The organism is Exiguobacterium aurantiacum DSM 6208 (assembly GCF_000702585.1).
Taxonomy (GTDB): Bacteria; Bacillota; Bacilli; order Exiguobacteriales; family Exiguobacteriaceae; genus Exiguobacterium; species Exiguobacterium aurantiacum.
Genome location: NZ_JNIQ01000001.1, coordinates 2,394,758 through 2,411,893 on the forward strand (window position 1 = coordinate 2,394,758; position 17,136 = coordinate 2,411,893).

17 protein-coding genes and 1 other RNA gene are annotated in these 17,136 nt (G+C 55.3%); 3 read left to right on the forward strand and 15 right to left on the reverse strand.

Going from position 1 to position 17,136, the window contains the following annotated elements; translation table 11 throughout:
* Positions 1–9: 9 nt before the first annotated feature.
* The 8 genes from P398_RS0112635 to P398_RS0112670 all read right to left on the reverse strand — a co-directional run bounded on the left by P398_RS0112635 (position 10) and on the right by P398_RS0112670 (position 8,918).
* Positions 10–651: an O-methyltransferase gene (locus P398_RS0112635; RefSeq protein WP_024369918.1), complete on the reverse strand. Its 642-nt coding sequence runs from the start codon at positions 649–651 to the stop codon at positions 10–12.
* A gap of 65 nt (positions 652–716) precedes the next feature.
* A complete protein-coding gene (mltG, locus tag P398_RS0112640) occupies positions 717–1,859 on the reverse strand; it encodes an endolytic transglycosylase MltG (protein WP_024369917.1) in 1,143 nt (380 codons plus the stop codon).
* A 71-nt stretch (positions 1,860–1,930) separates the two neighbouring features.
* Positions 1,931–2,227: a DUF1292 domain-containing protein gene (locus tag P398_RS0112645; RefSeq protein WP_024369916.1), complete on the reverse strand. Its 297-nt coding sequence runs from the start codon at positions 2,225–2,227 to the stop codon at positions 1,931–1,933.
* A 13-nt stretch (positions 2,228–2,240) separates the two neighbouring features.
* Complete coding sequence (gene ruvX, locus P398_RS0112650) at positions 2,241–2,663, reverse strand: Holliday junction resolvase RuvX (protein ID WP_029335560.1); 423 nt, start codon at positions 2,661–2,663, stop codon at positions 2,241–2,243.
* Between the two features lies 1 nt (position 2,664).
* The gene (locus P398_RS0112655; RefSeq protein ID WP_024369914.1) at positions 2,665–2,931 is read right to left on the reverse strand and encodes an IreB family regulatory phosphoprotein; all 267 of its coding nucleotides are present in this window, start codon (positions 2,929–2,931) and stop codon (positions 2,665–2,667) included.
* Positions 2,932–2,968: 37 nt separating this feature from the next.
* Entirely contained in the window at positions 2,969–5,608 is a 2,640-nt protein-coding gene (alaS, locus tag P398_RS0112660; RefSeq protein WP_029335562.1) for an alanine--tRNA ligase, read from the reverse strand.
* A 309-nt stretch (positions 5,609–5,917) separates the two neighbouring features.
* Positions 5,918–8,125 (reverse strand): SF1B family DNA helicase RecD2, encoded by a 2,208-nt coding sequence (recD2, locus tag P398_RS0112665; protein WP_034799510.1) that lies wholly within the window; start codon positions 8,123–8,125, stop codon positions 5,918–5,920.
* 70 nt (positions 8,126–8,195) lie between these two features.
* Positions 8,196–8,918 carry a membrane protein gene (locus P398_RS0112670; RefSeq protein WP_029335569.1) on the reverse strand — a complete coding sequence of 241 codons (723 nt, stop codon included), beginning with the start codon at positions 8,916–8,918 and terminating at the stop codon, positions 8,196–8,198.
* Between the two features lie 118 nt (positions 8,919–9,036).
* Here P398_RS0112670 and P398_RS0112675 point away from each other — a divergent pair, with 118 nt between their 5' ends.
* Positions 9,037–9,585, forward strand: coding sequence for a VOC family protein (locus P398_RS0112675; RefSeq protein ID WP_029335570.1), 549 nt, complete (start codon positions 9,037–9,039; stop codon positions 9,583–9,585).
* A gap of 62 nt (positions 9,586–9,647) precedes the next feature.
* Positions 9,648–9,923 carry a hypothetical protein gene (locus tag P398_RS0112680; protein WP_029335571.1) on the forward strand — a complete coding sequence of 92 codons (276 nt, stop codon included), beginning with the start codon at positions 9,648–9,650 and terminating at the stop codon, positions 9,921–9,923.
* Between the two features lie 49 nt (positions 9,924–9,972).
* Here the strand turns inward: P398_RS0112680 and P398_RS0112685 are convergent, their stop codons facing one another.
* Genes P398_RS0112685 through cymR form a run of 4 tightly spaced genes read right to left on the reverse strand, consistent with a single transcriptional unit; the run spans position 9,973 to position 13,325 of the window.
* Positions 9,973–10,638 carry a tetratricopeptide repeat protein gene (locus P398_RS0112685; RefSeq protein ID WP_174233468.1) on the reverse strand — a complete coding sequence of 222 codons (666 nt, stop codon included), beginning with the start codon at positions 10,636–10,638 and terminating at the stop codon, positions 9,973–9,975.
* A 4-nt stretch (positions 10,639–10,642) separates the two neighbouring features.
* Positions 10,643–11,764 (reverse strand): tRNA 2-thiouridine(34) synthase MnmA, encoded by a 1,122-nt coding sequence (gene mnmA / locus P398_RS0112690; RefSeq protein ID WP_029335573.1) that lies wholly within the window; start codon positions 11,762–11,764, stop codon positions 10,643–10,645.
* On the reverse strand, positions 11,761–12,900 hold the full coding sequence (locus P398_RS0112695) for a cysteine desulfurase family protein (RefSeq protein ID WP_029335575.1): 1,140 nt from the start codon (positions 12,898–12,900) through the stop codon (positions 11,761–11,763). The genes mnmA and P398_RS0112695 overlap by 4 nt, the downstream gene beginning before the upstream one ends.
* 17 nt (positions 12,901–12,917) lie before the next feature.
* The gene (cymR, locus tag P398_RS0112700; protein ID WP_024369905.1) at positions 12,918–13,325 is read right to left on the reverse strand and encodes a cysteine metabolism transcriptional regulator CymR; all 408 of its coding nucleotides are present in this window, start codon (positions 13,323–13,325) and stop codon (positions 12,918–12,920) included.
* A 60-nt stretch (positions 13,326–13,385) separates the two neighbouring features.
* Here cymR and P398_RS0112705 point away from each other — a divergent pair, with 60 nt between their 5' ends.
* The gene (locus P398_RS0112705; protein WP_029335577.1) at positions 13,386–14,693 is read left to right on the forward strand and encodes a replication-associated recombination protein A; all 1,308 of its coding nucleotides are present in this window, start codon (positions 13,386–13,388) and stop codon (positions 14,691–14,693) included.
* A 24-nt stretch (positions 14,694–14,717) separates the two neighbouring features.
* On the opposite strand, the gene P398_RS0112710 is transcribed toward P398_RS0112705, so the two are convergent.
* The 3 genes from P398_RS0112710 to P398_RS0112715 all read right to left on the reverse strand — a co-directional run bounded on the left by P398_RS0112710 (position 14,718) and on the right by P398_RS0112715 (position 17,056).
* The gene (locus P398_RS0112710) at positions 14,718–15,485 is read right to left on the reverse strand and encodes a tRNA threonylcarbamoyladenosine dehydratase (protein WP_024369903.1); all 768 of its coding nucleotides are present in this window, start codon (positions 15,483–15,485) and stop codon (positions 14,718–14,720) included.
* 95 nt (positions 15,486–15,580) lie between these two features.
* A non-coding RNA gene (gene ssrS, locus P398_RS16640) (6S RNA) lies at positions 15,581–15,767 on the reverse strand.
* Between the two features lie 74 nt (positions 15,768–15,841).
* A complete protein-coding gene (locus P398_RS0112715; RefSeq protein WP_029335578.1) occupies positions 15,842–17,056 on the reverse strand; it encodes a DASH family cryptochrome in 1,215 nt (404 codons plus the stop codon).
* Positions 17,057–17,136 lie beyond the last annotated feature (80 nt).

Below are 17,136 nucleotides of genomic sequence, written 5' to 3' on the forward strand. Positions count from 1 at the left end.
GAATCCTCCTCATCGTAATTTACGACTGATTGCTAGGCCATCACCAAGGGGCAAAATTGCAGTATGATAATCGGTCCGTGCCATCAATTGCTCTGTGAATTCTTTTACGAGACGGACGAGCCGACGACGGCGGCGGTCAAGTACTGACACGTCTTCGAGCAGCACGTCTCCTCGTAAAAATAAATTATCGCTGTAAATCGTACCACCAATTGGTACTAAAGCGCCATACCCATCAAAAAATTTTTGATACTGACCTTTCGCCGCATCGATGAACACCGCATCAAACGGTCCTTCAATCGATCCGATCAATTCGACCGCATCTCCGTGGATGACGGTGATTCGATCTTTCACGTCGGAACGACCGATGAACGACAGCGCCTCTTCGTGACGGCGCACGTTCCGTTCGATCGTGACGATTTCCGCCTCTGGCAACAGTTCCGCCATCCGAATCGCTGAATAGCCGATTGCCGTTCCGACTTCAAGGATCCGGGCCGGACGTTGCATCGCGAGGAGCGACAACAACACTTCCGACCCGGTCAAGTCCATGATCGGCACGTGATGAACGCGGGCGAACTCCTCCATCTCCGCTAAGAGCGGTGAGCGAGGGGTGACCAAATTCTCCACATAACCTTCATAGGATGAATGTTCCACTTGTTGACACCTCTTACTCTCTATTCATTCAAACGACCGGAAGCGAGAGCTTCCGGTCGATTCCGTCAATTGTTGTTGGCCGCTTCGAACGCTTCCCATTCCGGTCGGTACTGGTTGACGTTTTGTTGATGCGCCTCATACGTCACTTCAAACAACACTTCTCCGTTCGGGAACCCTTCACGTGGAGGACGCGCGTAGAAATAAACGTTCTCCGTGTCGTTCGGGTTGAGCGTCGCGGTGAACGCATCTCGGCTGACCGAGGCGATCGGGCCGATCGGAATGCCCGCATACTTGTACGTGTTGTAGAGCGAGTCGTTCTGTAAGTCATTGAACGATGTGAAAATTGACGTCTCCCCCGTTCCGTACCAGACGGTCGGGTCAGATTGTAGTCTCATGCCGTCAGCAAGGCGGTTTTCGAAGACACCGGCGATCTCTTGACGGTCTTCTGTAGAGACGGCTTCTTTCTCGACGACCGAGGCGAGGGCGAGCGTCTCATGGAACGTGCGTCCCGCCGCTTCGAGTGTCGCCTTATTTTCAAAGTAAAGTTGTTCTGTCGGCTTCAGCATCTCGTCGATGATTTGTGTGAGTGTGACGCCTTTGTCAAACTCATACGTCGCCGGGAACAAATACCCTTCGAGCGGATGGTAAATCCCTTCCGCTAGCACTTCGTCGGTCAACATCTCATGTTTAGCCACGAGCGAACGGATATACTCCTCATCGCTCAGCTGAGCTGAAATCTCTTCCTCTGGGAGCTCTGCGACATTCGCAAGCCGTTTGATGACTTGGTCAATCGTGAACCCTTCAGGAATGACGAGCTTGATGTCCGGTACGACGATCACTTTACCCGTTTTCAGTGTGGCAATCAACTCGTCAAGTGACTGTGACGGAGACAACGTATACGTCCCCGCTTGGAACGATGATTCATTTTTAAACCGTGTATAAAGACGGAAAATCGCGCTATTCCTCACGAGCCCATTCTCTTCGAGTAGGTCGCCAATGTAACCTGAGCCGGCACCAAGCGGCACCTCGACTTCGACCGTTTCGGTCGAAGCCGGGTCCACTGGCTCAAGTGACCGCTTCACGAAAGCGTACGATACGGCGGCACCGGTGGCGATGACAAGAAGAAAGACAGCAAGGATGATGACCGTGATTCGACGAACGATCCGGCTTCGTGCACGCTTCTCATCTGGCATCGATGGATAGTTCATGCATGTGTCTCCCCTGTTCTTCTTTTATGAAGATGGGCGACGAGGGTTTCCCCTAGTCGCCCCTCCACGTATTAGTCTAAACCGACTTCGTCGTTGACGATGTCGAACGCTTCCATGACTTCCTCGAAGTCGTCATCGTCTTCGACGAGCTTCAAGATGAATTCGCCATCTTCAAGTTCTTCGATTTCGAATGCGTATACTTCGATTGTGTCTTCATCTTCTGTTTCCGGGTTACCGACCGGCTCGAGGACGACGAACGTCTTTTTCGAGCGGTCGCTCGTCATACGGAAAATTTCTGCAAATAAATGCTCGTCTCCATTTTCATCTGGAATACGGTACATTTCTTCTTCACGACGGATTTCTGCCATGAGTAATTCCTCCTTATTTCCCGGAACGATCCAGGTAGTTTTGTAAAATCATGACGGCTGCCATCTTATCGATGACGGCCTTTCTCTTTTTACGGCTGACGTCTGCTGAGATGAGCATCCGTTCCGCTTGCATCGTCGTCAGGCGCTCATCGACGAGAATCGTCGGTAAGCCCGTCGCCTCGGTGAGCGCGGCTGCGAACGCCTCTGACGCCTCACCGCGTGGCCCGATCGTCCCGTTCATGTTCTTCGGGAGACCGACGACGACTTCTTTCACTTCGTACTGCTCGATAATCGGACTGAGCAGACGGACGGCTTCGTCAAAGTCCGGTTCGGTCCAGTAGACCGTCTCCACCCCTTGCGCCGTCCATCCCATGAGGTCGCTCACGGCGACCCCAATCGTCTTCGACCCGACATCGAGCCCCATGACTCGCTTCATATTAGTCCTCTCTACGATCGTTCAAATACGATTTGACCAACTCTTCGAGCAGTTCATCTCGTTCGATTTTGCGAATCAAGTTTCGCGCATCGTTATGACGCGGGATATAGGCAGGGTCACCTGACAACAAATATCCGACGATTTGATTGATCGGTTGGTAGCCTTTCTCCTCGAGTGCTTTGTACACCGTGATCAGTGTCTCTCGAGTGTTGGCGCGATTATCATCTTCTGGAAAATTGAATTGCATCGTGCGATCCATTTGGCTCACAAGAATCCACCTCTTTCCGTTTGCACTTCACATTCTATTATGCCAGTGATTCGACGTAATGTGAAGCAAACTTCAATGCTTCGTCCAGTTTTGTAGCATCACGGCCCCCGGCTTGCGCCATGTCTGGACGGCCGCCACCGCCTCCGCCGCAACGAGTCGCGACTTCTTTGATGAGTTTTCCGGCGTGGAAGCCACGGTCGTTCAAGTCTTTCGTCACACCGGCGACGAGGTTGACTTTGTCACCGTTCGCCGAACCGAGGATAATGACCGCTGAGCCAAGTTTTCCTTTCAGTTCATCGACCATGCCGCGAAGCGCGTCCATATCTTGGCCGTCGACACGTTTAGCGATCAATGGGACGCCTTGAATCGTCTCGATCGCATCCGTGAGGGACGCCGCTTCGATGTTGGCGAGTTTCGCTTTGAGCGATTCGCTCGCACGCTCGAGTTCTTTCATTTCAGCTTGAAGCGCTTGGACACGAGTCGGCACTTCGAGCGGTTTTGTCTTGAGCAGTTTCGCTGCTGACTCAAGCGTCTCGATATGCTGGTTCATCACTTCGTAAGCCCCAGCTCCCGTGACCGCCTCGATCCGACGTGTGCCGGCTCCGATACCTGACTCCGACAAGATTTTGAAGAGACCGATTTCGGCCGTGTTACCGACGTGGCAACCACCGCAAAGCTCGACCGAGTCACCGGCCGCGACGACGCGGACGACATCCCCGTACTTCTCACCGAAGAGCGCCATCGCACCTTTCGCTTTCGCGTCGGCGATGTTCATCTCTTCGATGTCGACGCCGATCGACGCCCAGATGCGTTCGTTCACTTGGCGCTCGATTGACTGGAGCTCTTCTGCCGTCACTTGACCGAAATGCGAGAAGTCGAAACGAAGACGGTCTGGCGTGACGAGTGAACCGGCCTGGTTGACGTGCTCACCGAGCGTGTCTTTCAAGGCACGATGCAACAAGTGCGTCGCCGTGTGGTTTTTAATGATCGCTTGACGCGCATCGAAGTCGACCGTTGCCGTCACGGCAACTTCCGCCTTGGCAACACCTGACGTGACCGTGACCGTGTGCAAGTTCTGCCCGTTCGGTGCTTTTGACACGTCTTTGACATGAAGGACGAAGTCCGACCCGACGATTTGTCCTTTATCGCCGATCTGACCGCCGCTCTCCGCGTAGAATGGCGTTTGGTCAAGGATGACTTGCGCTTCTTCTCCGGCTCCGACGACGTCGACGAGCTCGCCGTCGTGAATCAAACTGATGATTTTCGCATCCGTCTCAAGGTTCGTGTATCCCGTGAACGTCGACGGAAGCGTGATGTCCGCAAGGACGCCCGACTGGATTTGCATCGATTCGACGTCGGCACGCGCCGTGCGGGCACGTTCACGCTGCGCGTTCATCGCTTGTTTGAACCCGTCCTCGTCGACCGAAAGTTTGTGGTCTTCGGCGTATTCAATCGTCAATTCGAGCGGGAACCCGTACGTATCGTAGAGACGGAACGCGTCTTCCCCGCTGATGACGTTCGACCCGGCCGCTTTTTGCGCTTTCGCAACTTCGTTCAAGATGGCAAGACCGTCATGAAGCGTCTCGTGGAAACGCTCTTCTTCGTTCTTGACGACTTTCTTGATGAAGTCTTTCTTCTCGCGCACTTCCGGGTAGAAGTCGACCATAATATCGCCGACGACGTCGACGAGCTCGTACATGAACGGACGCTCGATCCCAAGCATCTTCGCGTAACGAACGGCACGTCGAAGGAGACGACGGAGGACGTAGCCACGGCCTTCGTTCGATGGGAGCGCCCCATCACCGATTGCGAACGATACGGTCCGGATATGGTCGGCGATGACTTTGAACGCCACGTCTTTACTGTTGTCAGCGCGATACGTCTCGCCGCTGATTTTTTCCGTCTCACGGATGATTGGCATGAATAGGTCCGTGTCGAAGTTCGTCGGCACGTCTTGCATGACGCTCGCCATCCGCTCGAGACCCATCCCTGTATCAATGTTTTTCCGCGGGAGCTCGGTATAGTTGCCGTGCCCGTCATGGTTGAATTGGCTGAAGACGATGTTCCAAATCTCGAGGTAACGTTCGTTCTCACCACCCGGATAAAGTTCCGTGTCGGTCGGGTCGTCCCCAAACGACGGGCCACGGTCGAAGAAGATCTCCGTGTTCGGGCCAGAAGGGCCTTCCCCGATTTCCCAGAAGTTTTCTTCAAGCGGGATGATGCGGTCAGCCGGTACACCGAGCTCGAGCCAAATTTGCTTCGCTTCTTCGTCTTCCGGGTGGATCGTCACGGACAAGCGGTCCGGGTCGAGTCCGTACCACTCGTCGCTCGTGAGGAGTTCCCAGCCCCATTTGATCGCGTCTTCACGGAAGTATTCCCCGACCGAGAAGTTCCCGAGCATCTCGAAGAACGTATGGTGACGCGCCGTCTTCCCGACGTTCTCGATGTCGTTCGTCCGAATCGATTTTTGCGCGTTGACGATGCGCGGGTTCGCCGGAATGACGCGACCATCGAAGTATTTTTTAAGTGTCGCGACACCTGAGTTGATCCAAAGAAGCGTCGGGTCCTCGACCGGGACGAGTGAGGCACTCGGTTCGACGCTATGTCCTTTTGATTTGAAGAAATCTAAATACATTTGGCGAATCTGTGCGCCAGTTAATGGTTTGAGCGGTTTCATCAACAATTCCTCCTTCAGTTTAAACGAAACGAAAAAAAGCGATGTCCATCCCTATGGAAAGGGACGAAAGCATCGCTTCGTGGTACCACCCTCGTTCGCACGGCAAAGCCGTGCCTCGAACATCCGATAACGCGGATGAGGCGCCCAGGGTGAGTGGGGACTCCAGACTAGCTTCGGTCGGCCGACCCCCATCTTCTCGCAGCCTAGGAAGATGTCTCTGATGAGGCGGTGACGACGTACTCGGTTCTTTCATCGTCTTTAATCGTTTCAGTTTTCTATTCGTCATTATCACACGTGTTCATACGTTCGTCAAGACTTGCCGCCGAGCCGTTCAACGAGTTTCGTCCGGCGTACCGGTTCTTCCTCACGCGTCGCCGCCTCGAGCGCCCGGACGTCACCGAACAAGAGCAAACTCTTCTTCGCACGCGTGACGGCCGTGTAAATCAAGTTGCGGGACGAACGGAACCCGCCGTTGAAGAAGACGGGCATGAGCACGATCGGGAACTCGGACCCTTGCGACTTATGGATCGTGATCGCATAGGCGTGTGTGAACTGGTCCCATTCGCTCCGGTTGTACTCGACCTCGATTTGGTCGAAACGGATGTAAATCTTGTCGACTTTGTCGACGTTCTCTTTCGCATAGAAGATGTTCGTGATCTCCCCGATATCCCCGTTATAGACGTTCTCCTCGGCGTTGTTGACGAGTTGGAGCACTTTGTCCCCGTTCCGGTACGTCCGGTTGCCGTGCTTCACTTCACGGGCGGCCGACTTTGGATTGAACACGTTTTGAAGCGCCTCGTTCAATCCGTCGATGCCGCAGACACCGCGGTACGTCGGTGCGAGAATCTGGATGTCAAACGGCGAATACCCTTTTCGGAGTGCGGCCCCGGCCATCTGACAAATGGCTTGGAGCGCCGTCTCTTGGTTCGCCGTATAGAAGCGTCGATCCGGTAGCGCCGCGAGCAAATCCTCCGGCATTTGTTTTGCGTTCAGCGAGTGTGCGAGACGCAAGATGCTCGACTCGGACGCCTGCCGATGGACGACGTCGAGACGGACGACCGGAATCCCATCGGTCGCCATCAAGTCGGCGAGCACTTGGCCAGGGCCGACCGAAGGCAATTGGTCCCGGTCCCCGACGAAGAGAATTTTCATCCCGTTCGGAACGGCGCGGAGCAGGCTGCGGAACAAGAAGATGTCGATCATCGACGCCTCGTCGACGATGAGCACTTTCCCGACGAGCGGGTTCGTGTCGTCGACTTGGAACGAACTACCATCAAATTTGAGCAATCGGTGAATCGTCGACGCCGGAAGCCCGGTCGAATCACTCAACCGTTTCGCGGCCCGCCCGGTCGGTGCGGCGAGGACGAACGGGAACGGCTGGTTCGGCACCGGTTCAAGTTTCCAATCGAAGACGTCACTGAGCGCATGGATGATCCCTCGGACGACAGTCGTCTTACCCGTACCTGGTCCGCCGGTGAGCACCATGAGCGGTGACTTCAATGCGAGCTCGATCGCCTCGCGTTGCTGAGTCGCATACTCGATCGAGAACATCTCCTCGACGCGGCCGACGGCGTCAAAGATCGTCGCCATGTCGACGTCTTCTGTCGTCGACGTCGACATGATGCGGGCGAGTTCTTCCGCCGCCTTTCGTTCGTCCCGATAAACGCGCGGATGATAGACGACGCCGTCCTCGATGATGATCCGTTCGTCTTGCGCGAGCGTCTCGAGCGCGGACACGAGCGCATCGCCCGGGTCACCGCCGATGATACGCGGCATCTCGCGATGAAGTTGCTCCGACGTGACGAACAAGTGACCGTTCCCTTGCTCGAGCTCGAGCACGTACAAGACGGCGGCGGCGATCCGCTCCGGGTGGATGCCTTGAATACCGAAATGCGCCGCGATAGCGTCGGCCGTCTTGAAGCCGATCCCTTGCACATCGTACATGAGCGCATAAGGGTTCTTCTCGATCGTCTCCATCGCCCGGCCCTCATATTCTTTATGAATTTTCGAGGCGAGCCGTGGCGTCACATCGAACGGGGCCAAGAACAACAGCAATTGGTCGACGCCATACAAGACGTTCAACCGTTCCGTGATGACACGGGCTTGTTTCTCTTTCAATCCGTCGACGTTTGAGAGAACGCTCGGATGCTTGACGATTTGGTCGATACAGTCGTCACCGAGCGTGTCGGCGATCTTTTGCGCCGTCTTTTGCCCGATGCCCGGGAACGAACCGTTCGTCAAGAAGCGGACGGCCGCCCGTTTCGTCATCGGGACGACGCGGCGAATCCAATCCGCCTTCATCTGTTTCCCGAACCGTGGATGATCGACGAGACGGCCGTGCGCCTTATACGTCTCGCCTTTCTCGATACCGACACCGACACCGGCGATGACCATCTCGGTCTCGTCGGTCTCAAAGTTTTTTTCTTTTATACGTACAAGCGCGATCGTGTGCGCTTCTTCTTCCGATTGAAACAGGACGCGGATGACTTTTCCTGTCAACTCGTAAGGTGCTGCCATCATGTGAGCCACCCCCAGCTAGTTTTCCATCCCCCATTATAGCCCGATTCGGAAGAGGAGAACAAATGGCCTAACCGAACAAGTTGAGGATGCGCTCGAGTTGGTCGAGGTTGACCCGTTCAAAGATGCGGATCAATTGATCGATGTCGACCCGATTCAACAGCCGCTCGAGCTGGTCGATGTCGACTGTATTGAACAAGCGCTCGAGTTGGGCCACGTCGACTCGTTCCAGCAACCGTTCGAACCGTTCTAGTTCGCCTGTATTGACGTAGCCTTGTAAACGTTCGAGCAGCTCGGTCCGCTCGACCCGGAACAGCTTCTCGAGCGAGGGACGTTGAATGAACAGGACGAGGCCGCTCGCCGCGACGTGAACCCCCCAGTTCAGGACGACGTGACCGAGACGCAACGTTTGACCGATGAACGGGATGAGCGGAATGAACGAGACTTGCAAGACGAGAAGTCCGAGTTGGATGTACGGGTTCGGGACGACCCAAGCGATCATGGCAAGCACGAGCGGGACAATCCAGCCGATGCCGACGACGCCAAGCGACTGGCGGAACGACCGACTCGTCGAAAGCAACCAATGCATAAGAAGTCCGATGACGAAAAACGTCGCAAACAAGATGAGCAACGTCGTCGTCGCCCGTCCCGATTCGATGATGACGCGATAAAAGACGTTATTCGTCCATTCCCCTGCCGCCAATCGGTTGTCAATCGCAGTGAACATCCGACCGAGCATGAACCATTCGACGATAAAAAATAAGATGACGCTGACTAGACTGATGATTCGCATGATGTCTCTCCTCCCTATTATCCCTTATGCATTTCCCGAACATTCGGACGGCTACGCACGTTTTTCGGCGAATCAAACGGGGAACTGTTCGAGTGAACCTATGAAGGAGGAATGACACATGACGAAACGAATCCCGGTAACCGGACTATGTGAACTCGTACTAGAAGTGACCGACATGGCCGAAGCCGTAGACTTTTGGCATGGAAAGCTCGGTCTCCCGATCGTCGAACAATGGGTCGGTGACGACGCCGAACCGAGCAAAGCGCAAGAACAGGCGAATGAACCTTGGGCAACGTGGCTGTACGTTGGCGGCAACACCCGTCTCGGACTTTGGCTGAGACGAAACTTCACAGAAAAAGAAGACGCAAACCGGAACGAAGAAGTGACCGAATGGGACACACTCTATGATGAGGGCGGTGCGCACGTCCACTGCGCTTTTTATGTGCCGATGGACTCATTTGACCAAGCGCTCGATGTATTGACATCGTCCGACATCCCGACGAAATTGCGGACGTGGGATGAAGATGAGACCGTCAACGGCAAAGAGCGCTCCGTCTACTTCAAAGACCCGAGCAAAAACATCATCGAGCTGTATACGAAAAACATGGACGAGGCGTATGGCGAGTTCGCCGGTGAGCCGGTGAAAATCACGACGAAGCAGTTATAACTTCGGTAGATACCGAGCAAGCCGCATGATAAGATGAGAGAAAATGGAAAAGGATGTGGCCGATGCGCTTCTTCGCTCCCGTCATCATGACTTGTCTCGCCCTACTCAGTTACGTGCTCTTCTTCATGATTGAAGCGTTTCCTACGCTCGACCGTCCGACTTCTTTTGCCGCGTTGGCTTTCGTCTCGTTCGGCGTGACCTTTTTCATCTTGATGGATGGTGTTCGCCGGGCCAAGTCAGGGAAGCGTGTTCTGTGGACCTATTTTGTGCTCGCCTGCACGCTTGCTTTGATGACGCTGAACTTGATCGTCTGGTTCGCCGGAGAACTCGTCTCCTGATCGCAAGACGAAAACAAAGCGCCCCCCGCAATTGCGAGGAGCGCTTTGTTCAGTTTCCGAGCAACTCGTCCATTTTCGCTTTGGCGTCAAAGGCGAGGGCGTGGTCCGGCTGCAGTTCGAGCACACGTTCAAGCTCGGCGTACGTCTTGTCTTGTTCCCCGAGGAACGCGTAGGCGATCGCCAAGTTGTAGCGCGCGTCCGTGTGGCTCGCGTCGAGGTCGAGCGTATGCTCGAGCGCCTCGACGGCCATGTCGAGCTGTTCGTTCTGCGCGAGCGCGAGCCCGTACTGGAACGAAATCTCGACGTCTTCCGGCGATTGCGCCTGGGCTTCCCGGAGGCGTGGCAAGGCACGGACGAAGTCGCCCATCGCCTTGTACGTCAATCCGAGCATGAAGTGCAAGTCCGCGTCGTTCATCCCGGCGAGGAGCGCCTGGCGAAGTGACGCCTCGGCCAAGTCGAGCTGTTCGAGCTCATAGGCGAGCGCACCTTTCGCGTAGTGGGCCGCGCCGAACGCGTTGTCGAGATCGAGCGCCTTGTCATAAAAGACGACGGCCCGCTCGTGATCCCCGATCGCTTGCAAGAGCGTTCCCATATTGACATAGCCGGTCGGGTCCGACGAGTCGGCTTCGATTGCGGCGTTAAAATGCTTGGCCGCTTGTTCGAACTCGCCTTGTTGCATCGCTTGGATGCCTAATTCGTTTTCGTTCACAGTCATCACCTCATCCGATATAGTCGAGTCGTTTTCCGTTTCGATACGCTTCGTCGATCGTCGCGCCGCCGAGACAGATGTCACCGTCATAGAAGACGACGGCCTGACCTGGTGTGATGGCGCGTTGCGGCTCATCGAATTTGACGAGCACTTCTCCGTTTTCGAGCGGGGCGATCGTCACCGGCACGTCTTGTTGACGGTAACGGAACTTCGCTGTCGCCCGGAACTCACCAGTTGGCACGGCGCCCGTCCACGATAGTTTCGAGGCGAGTAACGCATCTGAATAGAGCGCGTCATGATGGAACCCTTGTCCGACGTAAAGAATGTTTTCTTCCACGTTCTTCCCGACGACGAACCACGGATCGCCGTCGCCGCCGATCCCGAGACCGTGTCGTTGACCGAGCGTGTAGTACATGAGCCCGTCATGGCGTCCTTTGACGACACCGTCAAGCGTCTGCATGTCGCCTGGTTGTGACGGCAAGTACTCGGAGAGAAACTCTTTAAAGTTCCGTTCGCCGATGAAACAGATGCCGGTCGAGTCTTTCTTCTTCGCTGTCGCGAGACCCGCCTCTTCAGCGATGACGCGGACATCTTTTTTATCCATATGCCCGATCGGGAACATCGTCCGTGCGAGCTGGTCTTGCGACAGTTGGTTCAAGAAGTAGGTCTGGTCTTTGTTGTCGTCTTTCCCACGGAGAAGACGGTGCTCCCCATCGACGTAATCGACGCGCGCGTAATGACCGGTCGCGACGAAGTCGGCACCGAGACGAAGGGCGTGGTCGAGGAACGCCTTAAACTTGATTTCCTTGTTGCACATGACGTCTGGGTTCGGTGTCCGGCCGAGACGATACTCAGCCAAGAAATATTCGAACACCCGGTCCCAGTATTCTTTCTCGAAATTGACCGCATAATACGGGATCCCGATTTGGTTTGCGACGGCGATGACGTCTTCATAGTCCTCTGTCGCCGTGCACACACCGTTCTCGTCGGTGTCATCCCAGTTTTTCATAAAGATTCCGATGACGTTGTACCCTTGTTCTTTCAAAATATGGGCCGTCACCGATGAATCGACGCCACCTGACATCCCGACGACGACCGTCGTCTCTTCAGGGGCTTTTGTTCGTAAATTCATGTTCTCACTCCGTTCGTGAATGTCGAGACGACTTCAGAAAGCCGTTCGGCGAGCTGCTCCACGTCTTCGACCGAGTTGCCAAGTCCAAAACTGACGCGGACCGACTGTTGCGTGCGATCCGAGGACCCGAACATTGCCGTCAACACGTGCGAAGGTTCGATCGACCCGGCCGTGCAGGCGCTCCCGCTCGAGATGGCGACACCGCGCATGTCCATCATGATGAGGAACGGTTCGAGTTCGATGCCCGGAAGATACAAGTTGACGATGTGGGGCAAACGATTCGCCCCGTTCACCTCATACTTGACCCCGAGTGCATCGAGACGAGCGCATAATGCGTCCGCCATCGCTTTATATGTCGCGACCCGCTCTGTCCGTTCGGCCATGACGAGTTCAGCCGCTGTTTTGAATCCGACGGCACCCGGAACGTTTTCCGTGCCGGCTCGACGTTTCCGTTCTTGTTGTCCACCAAAAGAACGCGTCGCTAATTTTACACCTGTTTTTATAAAAAGAAAACCGATACCTTTTGGCCCGTTGATTTTATGGGCCGACGCCGACAATAAATCGACACCGAGCGCTTTGACGTCAATCGCTTCCGTCCCGAGCGCTTGGACGGCATCCGTGTGGAAGAGGGCTTGATGGTCGTTAAGCAGCTCACCGATCTCGGCGATTGGCTGAATCGTTCCGACCTCATTGTTTCCGTACATGATGGAGACGAGGATCGTCTCGTCCCGAAGCGCATCGCGTACCGCCTCGACCGAGACGGCACCCGTCTCATCGACGTCAACATACGTCACGTCGAACCCATCCCGCTCAAGTTGTTCCATCGCGTGAAGGACGGCGTGATGCTCGACCTTCGTCGTGATGATGTGTTTTCCTTTAAGCGCATTCGCCTCGACCGTCCCGAACAACGCATAGTTGTCAGACTCGGTCCCGCCCGACGTGAACACGATTTCGTTCGGCGTCGCCCCAACGAACCGGGCGAGCGTGCGGCGGGCCTCATCGAGCGCGGCCCGGGCAGTCCGTCCGATGCCATGGATGCTTGACGGGTTCCCGTACTGTTCTAAAAAGTATGGCGTCATCGCCTCGAGCACTTCTTTTCGCATCGGAGTCGTGGCGGCATGGTCAAAATAGTTCATCTTCGTTCACCTCGTCCTTAAATGTAAAACATGTAGCCGTTCGTGTCTTCTTCGGCCAAGTCGGCGAGTGTCGTCTCATCGAGCACCGTCTCAATCGCCACTTTGATTTTATCCCACAGCTTCCGCTTCACTGCGTCGTCCGCCTCTGAGTCCTCGACAATCGTGAGGGGGCCTTCGAGCAAACGGATGATTTCTCCGGCCGTGATGTCTTCAGCAGGCTTGACGAGCTGGTAGCCGCCATATGCGCCGCGGACACTCTTGACGAGGCCCCCGTTCCGGAGCGGGCCGATCAACTGTTCCAAGTAGTGTTCCGGCAACTCATGACGGGCTGCAATCTTCTTTAAGCTGAGTGGCTTGTTGTCGGTCTCACGGGCAAGGGCGATCATGATCGTCAGTCCGTAACGACCTTTTGTAGATATTTTCATCTTCGTGTCTCCTTCTGTTATACTGTTCGAACAAACGTTTGTCGAAAGGAATGTGTACGTATGAGTGATTTATTTCAGCAATCGAATAGCGGTCCGCTCGCCAATCGGATGCGCCCCGAGACGTTAGACGAAGTCATCGGTCAACGGCACATCATCGGCGAAGGGAAATTGCTTCGTCGCGCCATCGAGGCCGACCGGCTCGGCACGATTATTCTATACGGACCACCGGGCACGGGCAAGACAACGCTCGCTCGGGTCATCTCGAACTATACGAAAGCGACGTTCGTCCAGCTGAACGCCGTCACGGCGAAACTCGACGAACTGCGCAGCGTCATCCGTGAAGCCGAATCGCGTTACGACTTCGAGAACGAGCGGACCATCCTGTTTCTAGACGAGATCCACCGCTTCAACAAGTTACAACAAGACGCCCTGCTGCCCGCACTTGAAGCCGGAAAGCTCATCTTGATCGGGGCGACGACCGAAAACCCAAGTTTCGAAGTGAACGCGGCGTTACTGTCGCGCGCGACCGTGTTTCGGCTCGAACCGCCAGGATCAGACGAACTTCGCGTCGTCCTAGAACGGGCGCTTACCGACAAAAGAGGGTTCGGCAACTATCCCGTCCAAATCGACGAAGCGGCTGTTGACCATTATATCAAAATGGCGGACGGTGACTACCGTGTCCTGTTGAACGGACTCGAACTCGCCGTCTTGACGACACCCGAAGTCGATGGCGTCATTCACATCACCCTTGAAGTCGCGGAAGAATCGGTGCAACAAAAAGCGATCAAATATGATAAGACGGGTGACCGTCACTATGACGTCATCTCGGCGTTCATCAAGTCGATCCGCGGCTCCGACCCGGACGCGGCCTTATATTGGCTTGCCGTCATGATCGAGGCCGGAGAATCTCCACGCTTCATCATGCGCCGGCTTTACGTCCATGCGGCCGAAGACATCGGCATGAGCGACCCGAACGCGCTCGTCATCGTCGACGCGGCGGCACGGGCGAGCGAATACATCGGTTTCCCTGAGGCGCGCATCCCGATTGCCGAGGCCGTCCTTTACTTGGCGACGGCACCGAAGTCGAACGCGGTCATCACCGCCATCGACAAGGCGTTGCACCACGTCCGGACAGTGGAAGGCGGACCTGTTCCCATCCATCTCCGTGACGCCCATAGCCCTGGGGCCCGGGAGCTCGGAAACGGCGCCGGCTATAAATATCCGCATGACGAGAAGGATGGGTTCGTCCCCCAAAACTATTGGCCGGAGAACTTGGCCCGAAAACGTCCGAAATATTATACGCCGACATCCCGCGGCTTCGAGCAACAAGTCCAAAAGCGGCTCGACTATTGGGAAAAACGACGCTGACTCACTCGAGTCGGCGTCGTTTTATCATTTTTGGATGCGGTTGATCTCGACACCGGCCGTCTCGAGCATTTCGTTGATGACGTAACCGGCGGCGACGAGGCCCGCGACCGATGGAACGAACGCGTTCGAGCTCGGTGGCATCTTCGCTTTACGAATCGGGGCGTCTTTTTTCCCGACGACCTCGTTCACGTCCTCGCGCGTCACAATCGGTGACTCGTCTGAGAACACGACCGGGACCCCTTTATAAATCTTCTCTTTTCGAAGACGGGTCCGGACCATCTTCGCGATCGGGTCGTATGACGTATCTTTGATGTCGATGACTTGAATGCGTGTCGGGTCCATCTTGTTGGCCATCCCCATGCTCGAGATGACCGGGATGCCGCGGCGCTTGCACTCGACGATCAAATGGATCTTGTAAATGATCGTGTCCGAAGCATCGATGACGAAATCGATGTTTTGGGCGAAGAACTCTTCGAACGTTTCTTCTGTATAGAACATCTTCAATTTGACGAGCTCAAGATCCGGGTTGATATCAAGCAGACGCGTCCCCATCGCCTCGACTTTCGGTTGCCCGACCGTCGACAGGAGCGCATGGATTTGGCGGTTGACGTTCGTGATGTCGATGTCGTCTTTATCGACAAGGACGATTCGTCCGACGCCGCTTCGGGCGAGCGCTTCGGCTGCGAACGAACCGACACCGCCGACACCGAGAATGGCGACGGTCTTCCCTTTCAATGTTTCTAAACCTTCTTGACCGATGGCCAACTCATTTCGTGAAAATTGGTGTAACATACTCTTCCTCCACTTTATCTCTATTTCTCGCACTATTTTACTCGGAATTATAATCAAAAAAAAGACGTCTAGCGACGTTTTTACAAATAAAATCGATGGGGCCCGGAGTGCCGTGACGATGCCCTGCTTTTGAACCTGCTTAAGCAGGTGGGTGACCTAGCGTCCCCTTCACAAGTCCTCCTGCACGTGATGAGGCAGTTGATCTGGATGGCAGTTCGGTCTCCCGTATTCAAAGTGTTGGCTCAAAATAACGAAGGCGGCTCTCGTACACCTCAGGTATCCCATCTGTTGACTTAACTATAGCTTGTCTGTAAAAAGAAGTCAATCAGAAACGCTGACTTCTCGTGACAGTTTCGTCACAACCACGTGTTACGAAACGCACCGGTCGGGTCGTACGTTTCTTGTTGGCGCGTGATGTTAAATCGTCGGTCGCGCGAATCGTTGCCGACGCCGGCTTGATACGCCCAATTGCCGTAATTGCTCGCAACGTCGTAGTCGATGAGCATCGATTCAAAATAAGCTGCCCCGAAGCGCCAATCTTGTCCGAGTTCTTTCGCAAAGTAACTCGCGACGATTTGACGGCCTCGGTTCGACATCCACCCGGTCGCGTTCAGCTCGCGCATGAAGCTGTCGACGAAGTCGACACCCGTCTCCCCTCGTTGCCATCGGGTGATCACGTCTATATCGGCACGCCACGATTTTTGCTTCGACCGGATGCCTTGGGCCCGGAACAGTCGTTTTCCTTGTTCGAGTGCGACCCATTGAAAGAACTCCCGCCAGAGCAGCTCGAAGTAGAGCCAATACGTCGATTCGTTCGCTCCGTGCTTCGCTTCGTGTTGTTCGAGCTCATGCAAGACGCGACGCGGCGATAACGACCCGTTCGCGAGATAGGCGGACAGTTTCGACGAATCATCGATCCCAAACCCGTTGCGCGTCTCTTTGTATGTCCGGACCGGGCCGTTTAAATAGTGGGCCAAGCGCTCACGCCCGGCCCGTTCCCCGCCCTGGAACGGGAACGCCGAACGCTCATCCGTCTCCACCGGCTCGATAGCGACCGGAAACTGAAGCGGCAACGCGACGTCGGCGTGCGCACGTTCAATCAATCGATCCGGGACGGCATCGTGCTCGACCTTTTTTCGAAACTCCGTGAACAAAAACGGCATCCGCTCGAACGGGATCTCGTCGCGGCGATACAGCGTGAACCCGTCAAACGCCCGCCACTCACCTCGCCATCCTATCGTGACGTCTCGTTCGAGTCGACGCTCATCATAGCCGATCGACGATTGAAACAGCAATCGATCATCCCGGTCGAGGACGTCCAGCGGGTGACCGACATGCACGTAGAGCGGGATATCGAACGCTTCAAGTGAACCGGCCAGGTCCGAGAGTGATTCATTTAAAAACTGTAGGCGCCGTCGTCCGAGCGGGACAACACCGTACCGGTTTTCAGTTAACTCGTCGGGGCGGATAAAGTAATGGCCTTCGATCGGGCCACCGTATCGGATCGCCTCTTCAAGCGGCAAGTGATCGTCGACTCGCAAATCGTTCCCATACCAAATAATCGTCTTCATCGCTACACCTCCTCTTTCATTATGACGTCTCACGACGAGGACGGAACGGTCCAACCTGCAACGAATATGTTTTCATTTCC

Bases quoted from the DNA above. Each gene is read 5' to 3' on its own strand.
- mltG (WP_024369917.1), bottom strand. From the start codon at position 1,859: ATGAACTATCCATCGATGCCAGATGAGAAGCGTGCACGAAGCCGGATC.
- P398_RS0112645 (WP_024369916.1), bottom strand. From the start codon at position 2,227: ATGGCAGAAATCCGTCGTGAAGAAGAAATGTACCGTATTCCAGATGAA.
- ruvX (WP_029335560.1), bottom strand. From the start codon at position 2,663: ATGAAGCGAGTCATGGGGCTCGATGTCGGGTCGAAGACGATTGGGGTC.
- alaS (WP_029335562.1), bottom strand. From the start codon at position 5,608: ATGAAACCGCTCAAACCATTAACTGGCGCACAGATTCGCCAAATGTAT.
- recD2 (WP_034799510.1), bottom strand. From the start codon at position 8,125: ATGGCAGCACCTTACGAGTTGACAGGAAAAGTCATCCGCGTCCTGTTT.
- P398_RS0112670 (WP_029335569.1), bottom strand. From the start codon at position 8,918: ATGCGAATCATCAGTCTAGTCAGCGTCATCTTATTTTTTATCGTCGAA.
- P398_RS0112675 (WP_029335570.1), top strand. From the start codon at position 9,037: ATGACGAAACGAATCCCGGTAACCGGACTATGTGAACTCGTACTAGAA.
- P398_RS0112680 (WP_029335571.1), top strand. From the start codon at position 9,648: ATGCGCTTCTTCGCTCCCGTCATCATGACTTGTCTCGCCCTACTCAGT.
- P398_RS0112685 (WP_174233468.1), bottom strand. From the start codon at position 10,638: ATGACTGTGAACGAAAACGAATTAGGCATCCAAGCGATGCAACAAGGC.
- mnmA (WP_029335573.1), bottom strand. From the start codon at position 11,764: ATGAATTTACGAACAAAAGCCCCTGAAGAGACGACGGTCGTCGTCGGG.
- P398_RS0112695 (WP_029335575.1), bottom strand. From the start codon at position 12,900: ATGAACTATTTTGACCATGCCGCCACGACTCCGATGCGAAAAGAAGTG.
- cymR (WP_024369905.1), bottom strand. From the start codon at position 13,325: ATGAAAATATCTACAAAAGGTCGTTACGGACTGACGATCATGATCGCC.
- P398_RS0112705 (WP_029335577.1), top strand. From the start codon at position 13,386: ATGAGTGATTTATTTCAGCAATCGAATAGCGGTCCGCTCGCCAATCGG.
- P398_RS0112710 (WP_024369903.1), bottom strand. From the start codon at position 15,485: ATGTTACACCAATTTTCACGAAATGAGTTGGCCATCGGTCAAGAAGGT.
- P398_RS0112715 (WP_029335578.1), bottom strand. From the start codon at position 17,056: ATGAAGACGATTATTTGGTATGGGAACGATTTGCGAGTCGACGATCAC.